Raw genomic sequence first — 17,879 nt, 5'->3', positions numbered from 1 at the left:
GGTTTAAGTTTCCGAGGAGGGCCTTGGTATAGGTGATATAACCTAAACCTATTGCCGGTAGTTTCCTCCTGCGGAAAAGAAGTAGAATATGGAAGTGAAAGGAAACGGCTCTTGCTCCCCGCAAAACTCCCGGTTAGCTGCAGCCCGGCAAGAACCTCTGCCGCCTAATGGGCTTGGATAAACGTAACCGGAATTCGCTCAGAGACAGAGCTTTCAAGGGGGTGAGAAGCATGTTTTTCATTCTGGTCTTAACGGACACTAGTATAAATGCGAACAGGCTGCCCGGGCCGGAAGCAGAAGCTCCAACCAACGGCAGAAGGTAAATTTATCGTGTTTTTTGTCTATTTTTAGAATTTAGACCTGAAAACGCCCGGAAGGTTTAACCGCAGCCAGAAAAAAATCTGGATTCCTTGCGGGTTGCTTTCCGTAAGAGGATGCCCTAATCTATAGAACCGATGCCTAAAACCGATGCCTCCGAAAAACGGACGAACTTTTTCCAGGATGTCTATGAAGTGGTAAAACTCATTCCGCCGGGGCGGGTGACTTCTTACGGAGCCATTGCGTCTTACCTGGGAGCCAAAGGATCGGCCAGGATGGTGGGGTGGGCGCTTATCGCCTCTCACTCCCAGCACGGCATTCCGGCGTACCGGGTGGTGAACCGTAACGGCATGCTCACCGGTAAACAACACTTTGAGTCGTATGACGCCATGCAGGCGCACCTGGAAAGCGAGGGAATCAAGATCAAAGACGACCAGGTGCAGGATTTTGAGAGACTTTTCTGGGATCCCGCCAAAGAACTGCTGTAATATGATACCCACGGTAGACCTCAACAACATCTCCAAGAAAAAGCAGCATTACCCGGTCACCGAGCCTCTGGCACGGTACCTGCGCGAGTACGACCGCGCCGCGCCGTTGGCCATTACTTACCAGGATCTGCTGCACTTCACCGATGCCTACCCGCTGTATGACCGCTGGGGCCAGGACACCCTTTGGCAAACCGTGGTCTATGACCAGAGCCAGATGCACGAAATCTACGAAGGACTCACCCGCATCTACGTGCAACTGAAATCAGGCGGAAACGAGAGTCTCATAGAGCAGCTCTCGGTGCAGCGGGTAGACTACTGCACCTTCGGGAACTCCAATCCGTTCCGCATCCGGATCGTGAACCTGCTCAATGACAACTACGATTACTTTTACTTCAAGAAAGCCGATGCCTCGCGTATTTACGGGCTGGAGTTGGAGCACGTGCTGTCACCTAACCGCATCAACTACCTGGTGTCCGGGGCCTCCCTCATAGAAGAGCACATTGCGGGCATCCCCGGCGATGAGTTCATTAAGCACTACCTGAGTAGGCCCAACCTGAACCGGGTACGTCTGGCCAAGGAGTTCGTGAAGTTCAACGAGCGCTGCTTTGCCCTGCTCCTGGGCGATATGCGCTCTTATAATTATGTGGTGGTAGTGACCCCCGATTTTGAGGAGGAGCAGTACCGCGTTAGGCCCATCGATTTTGACCAGCAGAGCTACGAAGGGCGCAAGACCATGTACCTGCCCCAGTTCTTCAAAGACAACAACCCCATTGTGGCGCTCTGTACCCAGTTGCTGCACCCCGAGACCATGAAGCAGTACCAGAACGAGGAACGCACCCTGCTTTTCCGGCGCATCAGGGCGGCGCGCTACCGTCTGAAAGACCTGATTGACTGCATGCGCCGCGACACCATTTCGTCACAGGAGAAAGTGGAGCAACTGCGCGAGGAACTGGCCCGTCATCACAAAGTGGAGGAGTTCAGGCATTGTGTTTCCATGGGCGAAATCGTTCGGCTGCAGCTCAAACTCATGGTGCGCCATTTGTAAGTTTTCGCTTTCTTTTCCAAAAATCGGCCATAAAGCGGCTTTTTCCGTAATGGGGCCAGATGATTGCTCTTATGCCTTCCCAACTTACCTCCAGAGTGCAGCCCGCCCTGCGGTTATTGATAGATGCCTTTGAACTGTTTCGGCAGAATGACCCCTTACGGTTAGCCTCGTCGGTGGCTTTTTTTACCTTGTTCGCCCTGCCGCCCATCCTTATTCTGGTTATCTCCTTACTAGGGGTGCTCTTCAACGATGCCCTGATCACGGGAGAGTTGTTTAACCGTTTGACCAGTCTGGTAGGGGAGGACATAGCTGGTCAGATTGAATTGATTTTGACCAATTTCCTGGATTTACAGGGCAATGGTTGGGCTGCCGCCCTGAGTTTCCTTTTCCTGACGTTTGTCTCCACCACCCTGTTTACCGTGGTGCAGAACTCCATCAATCAGCTCTGGAACATCAAAGTGCGCGGGCACCAGCACCTGAAGGGGGCGCTGAAGAATCGGTTCAGGGCGTTACTCATTATCCTTTCCAGCGGAATCCTGTTTCTGGCCTTTCTGGTCATTGATGCTTCCCTGGCCTTCGTGAACGATCATTATATGCTGGTAGATGAGCAATTACAGCTTCAACTCCTGCAGGTACTCAACCGGATTCTGGGCTTGTTTGTGGAAACTTCCTGGTTTGCCATTATTTTCAGGTTTCTGCCGTTTGCGCACATGCCTCCTCGTGCGGTCTGGGTGGGCGCCGCGGTAACGGCCCTTCTGTTTCTGCTGGGTAAGATGGTGCTGGCCCGGGTGCTGATCAAAAGCGATCTGGGTTCCTTGTACGCTACCTCTGGCTCCATTGTGGTGCTACTGCTGTTCATCTTCTACTCGGCCATGATCTTTTTCTTCGGGGCCTGTTTCACGTTGGTGTACGCCCGTTTCAAACAACTGCCACTGCACCCCAAATCCTTCGCTACCTTCTATGAGTGGCGCGAGACCGACCAGGCTCCTGTATAACGTCTGGACTAAACCCGTTTTCGGCTTCTTTTCACTAAAACGCCTTCAAAGCCACTGCTGAAGATTCCTTTCCTTGGGCTGGGATCTTTTCCCTATTTGTGGGCATATACCGGGAGCTTTCTTTCAGTTTTTCTGCATCGAAGGTTCAGGTGGGCTTATTTTACAAGCGTTCGTTTGTTTTTTTCTTGCTTTCCGGATGGCGTAGGTTTATATTGCTAATCAATACAGCTACTTAAGTGCTAACTGGTTGTCAATCATTAACATCTTTATGAAAAAAAGTAATTTAATTTGGCTGGCTTCTGCCTTTACGGGGGTGGTAGCTGCCGGATGTTCTAAGCCCGCCGTGCAACAGGCGGCCACTACCCAAACGGCGGCCGTCACCCAAGCCGAGCCTGAGGTAAAGGGTGTGGGGCTCAACATGGTTAACCTGGACCGCAGCGTATCTCCCTGCGAGGATTTCAACCGTTTCGCCAACGGCGGATGGATGAAAAACAACCCCATTCCGGCTTCGGAAAGCGGCTGGGGCAGCTTCAACGAACTCGCCGATTACAACAATGCCACGTTGCGCGCAGTTGTTGAAACCGCAGTCAAAGAAACTAATGCGGCCAAAGGTTCTTCTACCCAACTGGTGGGTGATTTCTTCGCCGCCGGCATGGACTCGGCCTCCATTGAGAAGGCGGGCCTTACTCCCCTGAAACCCGAGCTGGACAGAATCAACGCCATCAAAGACAAAAACAGCCTGTTGCAGTCTATGGCGCGTCTGAAGGTGCTGGGCCGCGGCGGTGTGTTCAGCTTCTACGTGGGCCAGGACGATAAAATCAGCACTCAGTACATCGTGAACATCGGGCAAAGCGGCCTGGGATTACCGGATCGGGATTATTACACCAAAACTGACGCCCGTTCGCAGGCCGTAAAAGCGGAGTACCTGAAGCACGTGGGCAATATGTTCCAACTCTTAGGCGACAACGAGGCCACTGCCCGGAAGAACGCCGCCAAAGTGGTGGAGATGGAAACCCGCCTGGCTAATGCCTCCATGACCCGGGTGCAGCAGCGCGATCCGCACGCCACCTACAATAAAATGAGCCTGGCCGATCTTCAGAAACTGACACCTAATTTCAACTGGCCTACGCTCCTGAAAAACATGAACGTGACCGGCGTGAAGGAAGTGATTGTGGGCCAGCCCGCTTTCCTGAAAGAAGCCAATGCCATGCTCGGGTCAGTTCCCGTGTCTGACTGGAAAACCTACCTGCGTTGGCACCTGACCCGCACCTCTGCGGCTTATCTGCCCCAGGCCTTCGTGCAGGAAAGCTTCAACTTCAACAGCAAATTCCTGAGCGGCGCCAAAGTAATGCAACCCCGCTGGAAACGCGTCCTGCGCATGACCGATGCCACCATCGGCGAAGCCTTGGGCCAGGAGTACGTAGACAAAGCCTTCTCGCCACAAGCCAAAGCTAAGGCAATGGAAATGGTGAACAATTTACAGGCAGCTTTCGTGGAACACGTGAAAAACCTGGATTGGATGAGCGAAGCCACGAAGCAACAGGCTTTGGGCAAACTGAAGGCCTTCGCCGTAAAGATCGGGTACCCCGAGAAATGGGAAACCTATTCCGGACTGACCGTGAGCCGTTCCTCTTACCTGCAAAACGTATTGCAAGCCTCTGAGTGGGGCTTCCGGGATAACGTGAGCAAGTTGGGCAAACCCGTAGACCGCACTGAGTGGGGCATGACGCCACCTACCGTGAACGCTTACTACAACCCTAGCATGAATGAAATTGTGTTCCCGGCCGGAATCCTGCAGCCTCCTTTCTTTGACCCTAACGCTGATGATGCCGTGAACTACGGCGGAATGGGCGCGGTAATCGGGCATGAGTTAACCCACGGGTTCGATGACCAGGGCAGCCAGTACGATCCGGAAGGTAACCTGCGTGACTGGTGGACCGCCGAAGACAAAGCCAAGTTCAAGGAGCGCACCGACCTAGTGGACCGCCAATACAGCGCCATGCAACCTTTGGACAGCGTGTTTGTGAACGGTAAACTGACCATGGGCGAGAACATCGCCGATATTGGGGGCTTGAACATTGCCTTCACTGCCCTGCAGAAAGCCATTGCCGGCAAGAACGTGGGTAAGATTGATGGTTTCACACCGGAGCAGCGTTTCTTCCTGGCCTGGGCTCAGATCTGGCGCAACAACTCCACGCCAGCCGCTCTTCGTCAGCAAGTATTGACTGATCCGCACTCCCCGGCCCAGTTCCGGATCAACGGACCGCTCTCTAACATGCCTCAGTTCTACAAAGCCTTTAACTGTGGCCCAGGCAACAAAATGTACCGCCCAGACGCCGAACGCGTGCATATCTGGTAATGGTATTTCCAAGCCTTTTTCACCAAACTAACTCAAAAACGCACCTCAGCCATGAGGTGCGTTTTTGTTTTAAAAGCATCCGCACAAAGAAAAAATGGATTAGCGCAGATTTAAAATAAAAACACATCACCTGCGGCAGGTCGGGACGAAGGCCTACGTGAGGCCGAGTCACACCTTGCCGCACGCAAGAGCGGTTTAAGCAGCAACGGCCTACGTGGGCGATGAAACAGAAGACTTCAGCCAAGTGGTACGAAGAGGTGAAGAAAAGACTGTCTGAGCGTCAGCGAGTTTTTTTCTTCTTGATTCTTTTGGTTACTTTTCTCATCAGGGAGAAAAGTGACAAACGCTGGCAGTCCGCGGCTGCAGCCTTGAGGCTTGGTAAGAAGGAACTAGAAAGTAAAGGCTTATAGCTAATTGGAAAGGCAATTCTGGTCGTTGGTGAGAACACCAATAACGGGGCGGAGCAGCACCTTGCCCTTCCATATATAATCCGTTCCTTGCGGATGACTCCTTGGAGACAAGGCGGTGCCTGATCTCTACATGCTTAAAATGGAAAAGAAAAGCCTGATTGGCTGGTGTAAACATCCCCTTCGTGCCTTCAAAAGGGAAATTAACATTTAGAAGCATTTTTAAGAAAGCAGGCGAAAAGGGGTTTTGTCAGGAACAGAAAATAGACAAAGATTAAGACCTGGAAATTGAGAAGCCAACCTTACCTTATCACCCTGACTTTCATCCCTACATCCTTCACCGGCCATTTGGTCTGATCTACCGGAACCGAAGCAATACTATCCACCACCTCCATGCCGGAAATTACCTCTCCAATCACCGTAAAAGTTTGATCCAGGTTGGGTGCGCCGCCTATGGTACGGTAGGCCTGTTTCTGGGCAGGGGTAAGGTTCAGTTTGAATTCCTTGATATTGGCCTGTAATTCATACTCCGGAAGCTTGTGTCCCTGCACAATGTAAAAATCCTTATTGGAGGACATCCGCTCAGGGTTTTCTTCATCTCCGTATCGGGCCATTCCTACAGCGCCTCGTTTGTGGAAGTAGTGCGGCTTAATTTCCGGCGGAATCTTGTAGGAACCTATTTTCATGGTCTGGAAATCTGACCTTCCTCCCTGAATCATAAAATCCTTCTCCACCCTGAAGAACACAGTTTTGTCAAAAAAGCCGTAATTGGCCAACCGCACAAAGTTGGCCCGGTGCAGGGGCGTATCTTTGTACAGCCTGATCTTGATGTCGCCCTTGGGTGTGCTGATGAGCACCAAGGTGTCGTGGGGATGAGCCTGACCATAGGCGGTTAGCGTGTCTATGACCAATTCCTGGGTAAGTACGGTAGGAGTGAAGGCAGGGGCGGTGGCCTGAGTAGACGTTGGTTGCTCTTTTTTCTGCTGGCAAGCCCCCAACAACCCCAGACTTAAGACCAGATAAATCTTTATGCAAGACAGCGATATACAAGGAAGCAGCGACATTTTATCAGGATTTACGGGTGTACTGGTGAGGGTAAATCTAGAGGTCCTTTGGCAGAATCACAAAAAAGCCCGACTCTGAACAACGAACGGGCTTCTTGTTTTAAGGATAGTTTGTGAATAAGAGCCTAAAAGCAGGTTTACTTTGTTTTCTCGCCAACCGCTATAGGACGATTATTGCGGCACCATTCACTCCAGGAACCCACGTACAGTTTGGCTCCCTGAATACCGGCACTCTCCAGCGCCAGCAAGGTGTGGCAGGCAGTTACCCCGGAACCACAATGCACAAGTACATTTTCTGCCGGTACATCTTTAAGGATGGCGCTGTATTTTTCCTGTAACTCCGCTGGTGAGAGGAAACTTCCGTCTGGTTTTAGGTTGCCCGTCAAAGGGACATTGACTGCCCCAGGAATATGCCCTGCCACCGGATCAATGGGTTCACTTTCCCCCACATATCGGTAAGCGTCCCGGACGTCAATGACCACATAGTTCTTGTCTTGAGCTACATGAGCCACTTCTTCCATGTCGGCGACGGGTCTTTGCCATTCTGAAGCAGGGTAAGGGGAAGCAGGAGGTGGTGTAGGTGTATCAGCGCTGGTGGGAAATCCGGCTTCCAAGGCTGCCTTTAAGCCGCCATTCAGAACCTGGGCTTTCTCGTGGCCTACGGCTTTGAGCATCCACCAGAAACGGGCGGCGGCGTTCGCTCCGCTTTTGTCATCATAAATCACTACCTGGGTTTCCGGGGTAATACCTAGCTGACCCAAAAAGGAGGCAAACTTTTGGATGGCTGGAAGGGGATGGCGGCCGCCTTTGGCAGCGTTGTCTGGCACATCGGCGAGGTCTTTCTCCAGGTCTACGTACAAGGCTCCGGCTAAGTGTTCCTTCTGATAGGCCTGTAACGCATCCGGCCCTTGGCGGGCATCCACTAAAACAAGGTTTTTGTCCTTCGGCAAAGAAACGAACTCAGCAGGTTCCAGGATGGGTGATAACATAAGGTGGTATGCTTTCGTGGAGAAAATAAGTTGATTCTGACCTTGAGGCGGTTGTTAAAGGCTGTGCCACTTTAGGCCCGTTTTAAGAAAAACAGGCACGAAACAGCGGAAGGGATTATTCGGTTTTCGGATCTTCGCAGTTGATATCCTTGAAAACCTGGCTGATAGCATCCTCGGCATTCCGCAGTTTCTGTTTGCAAAGTTTCAGGAGTTCAGAGGAGCGCTGCACCTTTTGGGTGAGTTCATCCACATCCACGTCATCGTTCTCAATGGCTTTCAGGATGGCTTCCAGTTCCTGTGTGGCTTGTTTATAGGTAATGTTGCTCATATCAATTTAAGTAAAATGGGGGTTGAGAAGAGAGGACCAAAAGGTAGTTGGCTGTCAAACGACGTCTTCCATTTCCTCCTTTATTATGTAGGTTGAATTAATCGAAAAGGTCTGGTTCTTTGGTTTTGGTGACTTTACTGATGACAGAACCGGCTAGTAAACGGGTCTGCAGGAGATCGCCGGAGGTGACCTGGTCCAGGGACCGAAGCAGTTTGCCGTTCACATACGTAAGCGTGTAGCCGCGCATGAGCATGATCTCGGGGTCATGGGACTTGAAGTCCATTTCCATGAGTTGCAGCTGGTGGCCTTTGATCTTCAGTTGGTCTTTGGCGCCATACAAGAGCCGCTGCTGGTTTTTCTGGAAATGCATCTGGGCATTCTGCAGGCGCTGCTTGGCTGATAGTTGCAGGCAATGCTCTACGTGGGTCACCTTTCGTTGGCCGGTTTCCAGTTTCTTGAGGGTATTGGTTTCCAGGTGTAGCAGGTAGTTCTGTTGTTTGGTTTCCTTTACCCGAAGCAGCTGTTCCACGGCGTGGGTGAGGCGTATTTCCTCGCACATGACGTGCCGCTGTTCTTCGGTCAGGAATTTCTGCGGTTTGTCAGACAAGGTGCGGGTCTGGCATTCCAGTTGGAATTGCCTCCGATGCAGGTATTGGTTAGTGCCTTGCTGCACTTGAGCGGCCAGTAAAGCCACCCGGCGCTCGGCGGCAACAGCCAGGGCCGAGGCGGCATCCCTGATCTGCAGGAATACTTCCTCCATACCTGCCTCAAATTCGTTCAGCCGATCTATAAGGAAGGCGGCAACCGCCGTGGGCGTTTTCAAAGGCGTATGGGCTACCAGATCGGTGATGGATTCATCGCGTTCATGCCCAATACCGGTGAGCACCGGCAGGGGCATTTGAGCTACCGCCGAGGCTAATTCATAGTGGTCAAAGCACATCAAATCGGTTTGGGAACCCCCGCCCCTGATGATGACTACCGCATCAAAGGCCTGTCGTTGCAGCGTCACCCTGGAGAGCGCCGCTTTGATAGACGAAACCGCTTCAATGCCCTGCACACTGGCCTCGAACAAGGTAAGCTGGAAATCATAACCGAACGGATTGTTCCTTAACTGAGCCACAAAGTCCTGGTAACCGGCGGCGGTAGGAGACGAGATAATGGCCAACCGTTGCGGTACCTCGGGCAAAGCCTGCTTTTGGTTGAGTTTCAAGAGACCTTCCTTTTCCAGGCGGGTGATGGTTTCCTGGCGTTGGCGGGCCAAATCGCCCAACGTATACGTAGGGTCAATGTCGTGGATGTCCAGGCTGAACCCGTACAGTTCATGGAACCGCGGGCTGGCGTTGAATAGGATTTTCAACCCGGCCCTCAGCGGATGCCCGGTTTGGGATTCAAAAGCCTGGGCGATTTCCTGGTACTGGCGTTTCCAGATGGTGCCTCGGGCCTGAGCCGTGAGGGTACTTTTAGAGCCGGGTTCTTTGTCTGTGAGGGTGAGGTAGCAATGGCCGCTTTGGTGATGCACCCGTGCTTCGGAGATCTCGGCGATGATCCAGTACCGGTGCGGGAGGGCGTTCTCAATCTCCTCGCGCAGGCGGCGGTTAAACTCATAGAGCGTGAAGGGCCTGTTGGTGTTGATGGTAAACGAAATCTCTTCGCTACTACTCTGAAAAAATGTCCCCATGCCGTGCGCTCCTCTTGATTTCAGTCTCCTAAATTACGGTTTTTATGAATGCTGCCAATTCTTTGGCTAAAATTTTAAGCAATTTACTTCCTTTCTTAGTGAAAGCCAGGGCTTTGCCTTTCAGAAGAAATTGCCACTCCTCTAAGTAAAGAAAATTTGCTTAGATTCTAGTCAACTTACCTCAGGAGGAAAGCCTTGATTTTTAATTGGAAGACGTTAGGTTCGCCTATCGAAAGAAGCCGCTTTTTATTGGTCCTTGTTTTAGCCCTGTTTTCAAGAAACAGCCCTAAAACCCAGAGCAGAAAGAAGGTAATGTCTCCTTTAAGAAGTTGGGGAAGAAAATGGGAGAGGAAGGAAAGCCAGTAGGGGAGGATACGGCAAGGAGAAAGTAAGAGCGAAAAGGAGCCAGCCGTCAGGAAGCGAAAATAAATCTGAGATCAGGTGAGATTATTATAAAAGTGCAAATCCTTGGGAGGGCTCTTCGCGTTGTAAGAATCATTCCTATCTTTGGTAGCACCATTGGTGCGGGAAGAGCACGCACATCAGAAGAACCCTATGTCAACACTAGTACTCAGCGAAATTTACATTTACCCGATCAAATCTTTAGGTGGCATTTCCCTTACTTCTGCCCAGGTGCAGGAACGGGGACTGCAGTATGACCGCCGCTGGATGCTCATTGATGACAGCGGAATTTTCTTGACCCAGCGCAAAATTGCCGATATGGCCTTGCTGCAGGTGGCCCTCTCGCCTGATGGCTTGGTGGTGAGCCATAAAACCAAGGACTTAGCTCCTCTGCTGGTGCCCTATGAAACCAAGAGTACCCGCTCTACCCTAGTCACTGTCTGGGACGATATCTGTTTTGCCTTTCTTGTGAGCCCGGAAGCCGATACCTGGTTTTCTGAGGCCCTTGGCTTTGGCTGCCGCCTGGTGTACATGCCCGAGAACTCCATCCGGCTCATTGACCCCAACTACGCCAAGCACAACGAGAAAGTAAGTTTCGCTGACGGTTATCCGTTCCTGATTATCGGGCAGGGCTCCCTGGACGATCTGAATAGCCGGCTAGAGGAACCAGTGCCTATGAACCGGTTCAGACCTACTTTCGTTTTCACCGGCGGACAGCCGTACGTGGAGGAGAAATGGAAAACCTTTAAAATGGGCGATGTCCTCTTTTACGGTGCCAAACCCTGCGGGCGCTGCAATGTGACCACCATTAACCAAGACACTGCCCAAGCAGGAGCAGAACCCCTGAAAACGCTAACCGGCTATCAAAAAAAAGGTAACAAAGTGATTTTCGGGATGAACCTGATTGGCTTGTCCACGGGTACGGTCTCAGTGGGCGACCGGATTACCATCATGGAAACCGGTGGTACTTCCAGCGGGGAGTAAACAATTCCTGTAACTTTGCAACGGTGTGAAGACGGAGCCCAACCCAGGCATCGGTCCTTTTAGGGCTGTTTTCCTGAAAAGCCCTTAAAACACCAATATCATTCGCATTTATTTAAAACTTGTCTCGCGCCATGACGCAACATAGCCGCTATCTGGTCACCGCTTTGGGAGGAGAGGAAATCGACCTGACCTTTGCCAAAGAACTCCGCAGTAATAACCTGTTTCCTTTCGGGTTGCACAACTACGCTATCTATCAAGCCTCTGAGGCGCTCTTTGTGAAAGGCACTAACTCCGGAAACCCGAACCTCATGTTAGATCAGTACGAGGTTATTGAAGAAGATGCCGCCCGAGGGTATTCTCATCCGCACCAACGCGTAGAAGAAGAATAGAAAAGTCTTACCCGGCAGGATTTCCTGCGTATGATAACCCGGTTGCTCCAGATAGAACCTTCTCTGGCGTGACCGGGTTATCTTTTTAAAGACCTGACAACCATGCAGCTTGCTATTTTTTCCATAAAACCACGAGTTTATTTTTTTCTAGTAGCCAGTGCCCTCTTGTTGATTACCTCCTGTAGTCCGCAGAATACGTTGCGGGGGGTATTCAAAAAGCAGACCCCGTATGAGAAGTACCAGGCTGGATTGAAGGTCGCTAATCTGGACCAAACTGGTTTGGGACAGCAATGGGTGGCCGCCGGGGAACAAGCCTTGCAGAAGCCGGTGCCCGTAACCTTGCCCTTCAAGGAAACCGGGTACTTCCCCGCCGATAAACCTATGGCCGCTAGTTACCGCTTTACGGTAAAGCAAGGCCAGAAAGTGGCCGTGAAAGTACAGACCCAAGGACAGCAGGTTCCCCAGGTGTTTATAGACCTTTTTGAGGCCAGCCCTGATAATCCGGGCCAACCCAAACAGGTTTCCTACGCCGATACTACTGCCCAGAGCCTGGAGTATGAAATTGAAGAAGACCTGCCGCACCTGCTTCGGGTTCAACCCGAGTTACTCAGAAGCGGGCAATACACTGTAACCATTGAGACTTTGCCGCAGCTGGCGTTTCCGGTGCAGGGCAAAGACAGCCGCGCGGTGCAGAGTTTCTGGGGTCAGGACCGCGATGCTGGTGCCCGAAAACACGAAGGCATTGACATCTTCGCGGCGCGTAATACCCCGGTAGTTGCATCTGTGGAAGGAGTGGTGACCCGGGTGAACATCACGCCCATAGGCGGTAAAGTGGTGTGGCTCTCTGACCTGAAGCGGCAGCAAAGCCTCTATTACGCCCACTTAGACAGCCAACTGGTGCAGCCTGGTCAAAAGGTTTCTGTTGGCGATACCTTGGGTTTGCTGGGGAACACGGGAAATGCCATCAGCACCGCCCCGCATCTGCACTTTGGCATTTATAGGTTTGGTGAGGGCGCGGTAGATCCGTTCCCGTACGTGCATCAAGACCGGACCAAACCCGCCTCGCTGCAAGCCGATGAAAAGAAATTAGGCAACTGGGTGCGCACTGCAAAATCCAATGCAACCTTGCGCCTGGCACCTGCCGCGAAGGCCACTTCATTGGCCACGCTTTCCCAACACACGCCTCTGCAGGTGCTGGCCGGATCAGGGTCCTGGTACCGGGTGATGCTTCCAGATGGCCAGCAGGGGTACGTGGCTGCTTCCATGGTAGAAACACTGGATAAACCCATTCAGGCGGTTCGCCTGCAGCGCGAAGCTCCGTTGCTAGAGGCTTCCTCGGCCCAATCGGCCGCCCAAAAGAGTCTTTCCCCGGACTCTACCATTCGGGTACTGGCAAAGCAAGAGGGCTATTGGCTGGTGAAGGATCCGCAAGGCACCACCGGGTGGATTCCCGCCGAAGTGGCCCGATAAACTCCAAAGTGAGTAGCTCAGGCCGAACATTCAATTGTCAGCAGCGTATTTCAACCTGACAAACAACAACTAAAATCGGCAAACTTCTATGGGCACCATGTCAACTTAAGTCACCTTTTATGGCCGAACTTTGGGCAGTCACAAGCGCGCATTCCTACATCTCTCTGAAGTATGAGGAAGATCATGATTGGTTTTATATTAAATGGAGCGGGCACATCCACCCAGATGATGTGGTGGCGGTCGCCAAAATGTACCTGGACCTGCAACAGCAGAAACGCTGCAGCAAGCTCCTGAATGACAAAAGTGACGTAACCGGCGAGTGGGAAGATGCCAATGACTGGCTGCAGTTTGAGTGGATGCCTCAGGCCACAGAAATGGGGCTGCAATTTTTGGCCATGGTGCTCTCCCGCGACATGCATGATCTGACCACGGCGCAGGATCTACAGCGCAGAATCTCTCCTAATTGCCAGGTAGCCCTGTTCAATGACATTTCCTCGGCTATGCATTGGTTGACAGCCTCAGAATCCACTAAATAAAAGGATTCAGAAAAGCAGTAGGGCACAGGAGCCTTACTGCTTTATTTCTTTATATAAGTCTTTGGCATCTTTCCCGGTCTCCAGGGTGAGGTATTCTGCCTGAAGAGCTTTGATTTTGAGTTTATCCTGCCCCGAGATTTGGTCTTCTACCTGGTCTTTCTTCTGGTTCAGGCGGCTGTAAATCTCATCCACATAGTCCCAGTCGGCGGCAGACCAGGTGTTGCGCTTGGCGCGTACGTTTTGTAGAAACTGCACATACACTTCCCGCATTCCTTCGGCGGGCATGTGCACCTGAAGGGCATTGGGCGTCCCGAAAAGTTCTTGCTCAAAACGCGCCAGGGTTTCCTGTTTCAACGGCATTTGGCTGCGCTGTTGGTTACGAGCCTCCCAGTTCTGGTACTTCTGCCGCAGTTCCTTGTATTCGGCTTTTGATTTCTCTGAAAGGCTGTCCAGTTTAGAATCTAATTTGGCCGTTTTCTCCTTGAATTCCTCCTTCGCCTGAGGCCATTTTCTGGATGCGGCGGTATCGGCTTTTCGGCCGGTACTGTCGGTTTTGACGTTGACCCATTCACGCAGCTCGGCTAAGTCTTCCTCGGCACGGGTCCTTGGTTGGTTGTTGGGATCGGTGTTGGATGGGGAGGTGCGTTCACAGGCAGTTCCCACCAACAGGGAAATCAGGAGGGCTCCAGTAGCCAGGTATTTGGTATAGACAGGATTCATATCGCTTTTTTCCTATGTATACGGAGATTTCCCGAGAGGGATGGTAGGTTAAATGCTGGTTCCGGTTTGCGGAGAGGGAAGCGGGAAACTGCTGTAAACCTGCAAGAGTGAAGAAGGCCTCAGGGCTACAAAACCAGAGAAGCGTTTCAGGCCTGTTTTCTGCAAAACAACCCTGAAACGCTTCTCCTACTCCTATGAAATATGCGGTTCGTCGTGTTTAAAACAACCCAAACAGCTCGATGTTGATTCGGTCAACGATGGTGCCAAGATCCTCGGGGTTCTGCACGAAATCCATTTGGTTTACATCGATGACCAGCAGTTTGCCGTGCTTGTAGTCGGCGATCCATTGGTCGTAGTGCTCGTTCAGGTTTTTGAGGTACGCCAGGGAAATGTTGTCTTCATAATCGCGGCCGCGTTTCTGGATCTGGCCAATCAGTTTCGGGAGATCGGCTTTCAGGTACACGAGCAAATCAGGGGGCTTCACCATTTTGGTCATCGACTCAAACAGGTTGAAGTAGTTCTGATAATCGCGGTCGCTCATCATGCCGGAGTGGTGCAGGTTCTTGGCGAAGATGAAGGCGTCTTCGTAGATGGTGCGGTCCTGGATGACGCCGTTGGTGCGTTCGTTGATCTGTAAAACCTGGTTGAAACGGCTATTCAGGAAGAAGACCTGCAGGTGGAACGCCCACCGGGGCATATCTTCATAAAAGTCTTTGAGGTACGGGTTGTTCTCTACGGCTTCCAGAAAAACTTCCCACTTGTAATGCTGGGCCAGTTTGGTGGCCAACGTTGTTTTACCGGCCCCAATGTTGCCTACTATTGCAATGTGCATGTGCTCTCGTACAGTTGTTAAACGCGGACCGCAAAAGTACGGGTTTACCCGCAGACTTTTGGCAGACTACCCAGCAGGAAAGCAAAAAACCAAAAAACTGCCGCCGAATTTAGGAAAGGGTGGCGCCCACCCAATCAACTACGTCCATTAGGGAAATCCTGATTTTGGTAAGGAGTAAGTCCTTCTCCTGCAGGATGCCTTTCTTCCAGGCTTTCTGCTCCTGCTTCAGTTGTTTTTTCTCCTCTTTGGTGCGCGGAGTGGCTAAAAGCTGGTTTAAGTCTGGCTTACCGCCATCTACCCAGCAGGTGTACCAGAAAGAAGCGGTTTTCTCAGCGGCGGCCCGCATGCGGTCTTGCACCATGGTGCCCAAAGCCTGGTTGTAGGCCGTGGCAAAGGCGTCTGAATAGTTTTTGCGGGTCTTGCCGTTCCGTTCACTCACGGTGTATTTGGCTGCTTCAGTGAAGTTTTGGCTTACCTGCTTCTCAACGGCCAGTAATTGCGGTACCAGGGCGTGGGACGCCCGAACTACTTCCCAGATCTCCTGTTCGGCGCTTTTGAAATACCGGGCTTTGTGGTGCCGTAAGTTATAGGTAGAGAGGTTTTGCTCCGGCAATTTCGATTCCCAAAGGCTGTGCAAACCCGTTTGGCCGGTCAGTTGCCCGTCATGGTTCAGGCTGGTGTGCAGGGGCACGTGGGCATCCTGAATGTAGTGGGCCAGATCTGCCGAGTAGTACAGCACGCTGTCTTTGTCTTTCTTGTAAAAAGCCTGGGTTAAACGCTCCTTCAGTTTGATCACCTCCCACGGCACCAAACCGTATTTCTGCAGGGTGTCTGCGCTGTATTTAGCGGCGGCTGCCTCCCAGCCCCTAGGCATGTTGTCCAGCGGATGGTCACCAAAAGCCTCCAGATCTATAAAGTGGCGCGGGGCTTCCTTAGGATCAGAGTTGCGACGCTCATCGGGCCGTACCGAGGTTTCTACCAGGTGGGCCATGTTCCGATGGTAGAACGCCTGCATGTCTTTGGGAAGACCGTAAATGGCCAGCTGCTGAATGACTTTATGGCCAAAGAAACCCCAGCTATATCCTGAAATAGAGGTGCTCAGGATAATTGCAAGTGTTAGTATAGTTTTACTAATTTGGTTATAAAACATGTATATAAAATATTACAATATTTCTTAGTAAAATTATTCAAGCAGTTGCTGGGGGGAGGATGCTTGGCTGAATCAACTGGTTTCAGATAGATTCAGTTCCATAATGTAGTCATTCAGCATGAATTGGGCAAAAGGGAGGTCTATAATTTTAGAAATTTTAAACCCATTCTTAAGATAGAAGTGCTGAGCGGGGTTTTGCCGGTGCACGTTTAATTCCAATTTGCGACCACCCAAAGCTTTGGTTCTTTGTATCACTTCTTCCAGAAGCCTTTTGCCCGCTCCTTGTCCCTGGAAGGATGGATGAATGTAGAGTTTGTTCAATTTGTACCGCTGCTCAATTGAATCCAGGAGGGAGTAGGCCGCAAAAGCTGCCGGCGTACCAGCCTGCGTGTACAGCAGGAAGGTCTGCCCGTCTTCCATTTGTTTCTGTAATGACTCCAGAGAGTAGATTTCAGTCAGCATAAAGTCTATCTGCTCCTGTGAGAGGATGGAACCGTACGTTGGATTCCAAGTGGCATGGGCCAGTTCCCGAATTATGGTGGCGTTTGTAGTAGGTTGGATGGTCCAGGGTTCAGAGGAAGAAAGGTGCGAATTCATAGAAGAAATGAAAGTAGGCGAGGGAAGGTTTAGGATCTAAACAATGCCTGTAAAACCTAAGTGGGTTGATTGACAGCAGCTTGGGGGTTGGCGTGAGTTTAATTGGAGACAAAGGTAAGAGCCACAACCCCCAAAAGCATGAAAAACCTTTCTATCTGTGCCCCCACGTTTAGGCGGAAGGTGACACTAGAAAGCCTAATCCAAAGGTTATCGGTAAGGATCAGCCATTTCGGGTTTAAGGGCTTCTTTTTCGAAAACGGGTCAAAAGCAAAACACAGGCGGTTTTAACCTGAAGGGGATTATAAAGAGTACAGTTTTTTTAATGAAAAAACCAGGTCTCCATCCTTCCATATAAACTTGAAGGATGGAGACCTGGTCTGCCGAGAGAAACTGGAGTTTTAATTGCTTATCTGAACCGGTAACCCAGAGATAATTGAAACACGTTGTTGGTGTAACTCAGGCCGCTGTCACTATCGTCCCGGATGTCTGATAAGCCCAGGTTATAGCGGGCCGAAACCTGCCATGCCGACACGTCATACCCTAATCCTAAGGCAATGGCGCCATCGTAACGGTTGCGGGTGTCGGTGATGTCTAAAGACGTGCGGCCCTCTTTGCGGTTAGCCGATAACAAAATGCCAAACTGCGGACCTACCTGGGCATGTAATCCGCCGGAAATGGTGCCTTTGAAGATCAGGGGAACGTTTAAGTAATGGTAGGTGTAAATATACTTGGGGATCTGGACCCCTTGCTGGGAGTAAAGAATTTCGGGTTGCAGGGCGAACCGGCTGGAGATAGGGGTAGAGGCAAAGACACCTGCGTGTACGCCAATCCGTGGGTCAATGTCAGTGTTGGGAATCCGGATGGTAGCCACGTTCAGGCCGCCTTTCACTCCAAAGCTGGTTTGCGCCTCCGCTGATAAAATACCGCACCACACAAAAGCCACTAAGAATAAAATCTTCTTCATAATTCGTAAAAAGGTAAAAGACAAAAGTAAGTAAAGTACGCTGAACAAACCCGAAGGATGTGCCCGAAGTCTCCGGATGACCTAGGGTTTCTTCCGGCGCCTTTACCAGACTGCACAACGGTGCGGGCCGTGGCATTTATTGCGAGGGATTAATAATGAGAGGA

At 51.3% G+C, this 17,879-nt stretch carries 17 protein-coding genes; 8 read left to right on the top strand and 9 right to left on the bottom strand.

The genetic code is table 11. The features are described from left to right. Positions 1-455: 455 nt before the first annotated feature. From EFB08_RS00465 to EFB08_RS00450, 4 genes are all read left to right on the top strand, one after another. Positions 456-806, top strand: a complete 351-nt coding sequence (locus tag EFB08_RS00465) for an MGMT family protein (protein ID WP_123124954.1) — start codon at positions 456-458, stop codon at positions 804-806. A gap of 1 nt (position 807) precedes the next feature. Next, a complete protein-coding gene (locus EFB08_RS00460) occupies positions 808-1,851 on the top strand; it encodes a hypothetical protein (RefSeq protein ID WP_123124953.1) in 1,044 nt (347 codons plus the stop codon). A 71-nt stretch (positions 1,852-1,922) separates the two neighbouring features. Next, positions 1,923-2,846, top strand: a complete 924-nt coding sequence (locus EFB08_RS00455; RefSeq protein WP_165864761.1) for a YihY/virulence factor BrkB family protein — start codon at positions 1,923-1,925, stop codon at positions 2,844-2,846. Positions 2,847-3,114: 268 nt separating this feature from the next. After that, positions 3,115-5,205, top strand: coding sequence for a M13 family metallopeptidase (locus tag EFB08_RS00450; RefSeq protein WP_123124951.1), 2,091 nt, complete (start codon positions 3,115-3,117; stop codon positions 5,203-5,205). A gap of 709 nt (positions 5,206-5,914) precedes the next feature. Here the strand turns inward: EFB08_RS00450 and EFB08_RS00440 are convergent. The 4 genes from EFB08_RS00440 to xseA form a co-directional block, all read right to left on the bottom strand. Beyond that, on the bottom strand, positions 5,915-6,676 hold the full coding sequence (locus tag EFB08_RS00440; protein WP_123124949.1) for a peptidylprolyl isomerase: 762 nt from the start codon (positions 6,674-6,676) through the stop codon (positions 5,915-5,917). A gap of 137 nt (positions 6,677-6,813) precedes the next feature. Next, entirely contained in the window at positions 6,814-7,665 is an 852-nt protein-coding gene (locus EFB08_RS00435) for a sulfurtransferase (protein ID WP_123124948.1), read from the bottom strand. A 115-nt stretch (positions 7,666-7,780) separates the two neighbouring features. After that, positions 7,781-7,993, bottom strand: coding sequence for an exodeoxyribonuclease VII small subunit (xseB, locus tag EFB08_RS00430; RefSeq protein ID WP_123124947.1), 213 nt, complete (start codon positions 7,991-7,993; stop codon positions 7,781-7,783). A gap of 97 nt (positions 7,994-8,090) precedes the next feature. Beyond that, positions 8,091-9,671: an exodeoxyribonuclease VII large subunit gene (gene xseA, locus EFB08_RS00425; protein ID WP_123124946.1), complete on the bottom strand. Its 1,581-nt coding sequence runs from the start codon at positions 9,669-9,671 to the stop codon at positions 8,091-8,093. A 555-nt stretch (positions 9,672-10,226) separates the two neighbouring features. Between xseA and EFB08_RS00420 the strand changes: the two genes are divergently transcribed. The 4 genes from EFB08_RS00420 (at position 10,227) to EFB08_RS00405 (ending at position 13,452) form a co-directional block, all read left to right on the top strand. Then, positions 10,227-11,057, top strand: a complete 831-nt coding sequence (locus tag EFB08_RS00420) for an MOSC domain-containing protein (RefSeq protein WP_123124945.1) — start codon at positions 10,227-10,229, stop codon at positions 11,055-11,057. Positions 11,058-11,188: 131 nt separating this feature from the next. After that, positions 11,189-11,446 (top strand): hypothetical protein, encoded by a 258-nt coding sequence (locus EFB08_RS00415; protein ID WP_123124944.1) that lies wholly within the window; start codon positions 11,189-11,191, stop codon positions 11,444-11,446. A gap of 165 nt (positions 11,447-11,611) precedes the next feature. Beyond that, the gene (locus EFB08_RS00410; RefSeq protein ID WP_227006152.1) at positions 11,612-12,916 is read left to right on the top strand and encodes a M23 family metallopeptidase; all 1,305 of its coding nucleotides are present in this window, start codon (positions 11,612-11,614) and stop codon (positions 12,914-12,916) included. 119 nt (positions 12,917-13,035) lie between these two features. Continuing rightward, on the top strand, positions 13,036-13,452 hold the full coding sequence (locus tag EFB08_RS00405) for a hypothetical protein (protein WP_123124942.1): 417 nt from the start codon (positions 13,036-13,038) through the stop codon (positions 13,450-13,452). Positions 13,453-13,485: 33 nt separating this feature from the next. Here EFB08_RS00405 and EFB08_RS00400 read toward each other — a convergent pair whose 3' ends face one another. The 5 genes from EFB08_RS00400 to EFB08_RS00380 all read right to left on the bottom strand — a co-directional run bounded on the left by EFB08_RS00400 (position 13,486) and on the right by EFB08_RS00380 (position 17,715). After that, a complete protein-coding gene (locus EFB08_RS00400) occupies positions 13,486-14,172 on the bottom strand; it encodes a hypothetical protein (protein ID WP_123124941.1) in 687 nt (228 codons plus the stop codon). Positions 14,173-14,389: 217 nt separating this feature from the next. Beyond that, positions 14,390-15,004 carry a deoxynucleoside kinase gene (locus EFB08_RS00395; RefSeq protein WP_123124940.1) on the bottom strand — a complete coding sequence of 205 codons (615 nt, stop codon included), beginning with the start codon at positions 15,002-15,004 and terminating at the stop codon, positions 14,390-14,392. Between the two features lie 109 nt (positions 15,005-15,113). Next, positions 15,114-16,154 carry a zinc dependent phospholipase C family protein gene (locus tag EFB08_RS00390; protein ID WP_123124939.1) on the bottom strand — a complete coding sequence of 347 codons (1,041 nt, stop codon included), beginning with the start codon at positions 16,152-16,154 and terminating at the stop codon, positions 15,114-15,116. A gap of 72 nt (positions 16,155-16,226) precedes the next feature. Continuing rightward, a complete protein-coding gene (locus EFB08_RS00385; protein ID WP_123124938.1) occupies positions 16,227-16,751 on the bottom strand; it encodes a GNAT family N-acetyltransferase in 525 nt (174 codons plus the stop codon). Between the two features lie 406 nt (positions 16,752-17,157). Further along, positions 17,158-17,715, bottom strand: coding sequence for a porin family protein (locus EFB08_RS00380; RefSeq protein WP_123124937.1), 558 nt, complete (start codon positions 17,713-17,715; stop codon positions 17,158-17,160). Positions 17,716-17,879 lie beyond the last annotated feature (164 nt).

Source organism: Rufibacter latericius (genome assembly GCF_003721515.1).
GTDB classification, from domain to species: Bacteria; Bacteroidota; Bacteroidia; order Cytophagales; family Hymenobacteraceae; genus Nibribacter; species Nibribacter latericius.
The sequence above is the reverse complement of the archived record's forward strand: the minus strand, read 5'-3'. Positions and strand labels throughout refer to the sequence as shown.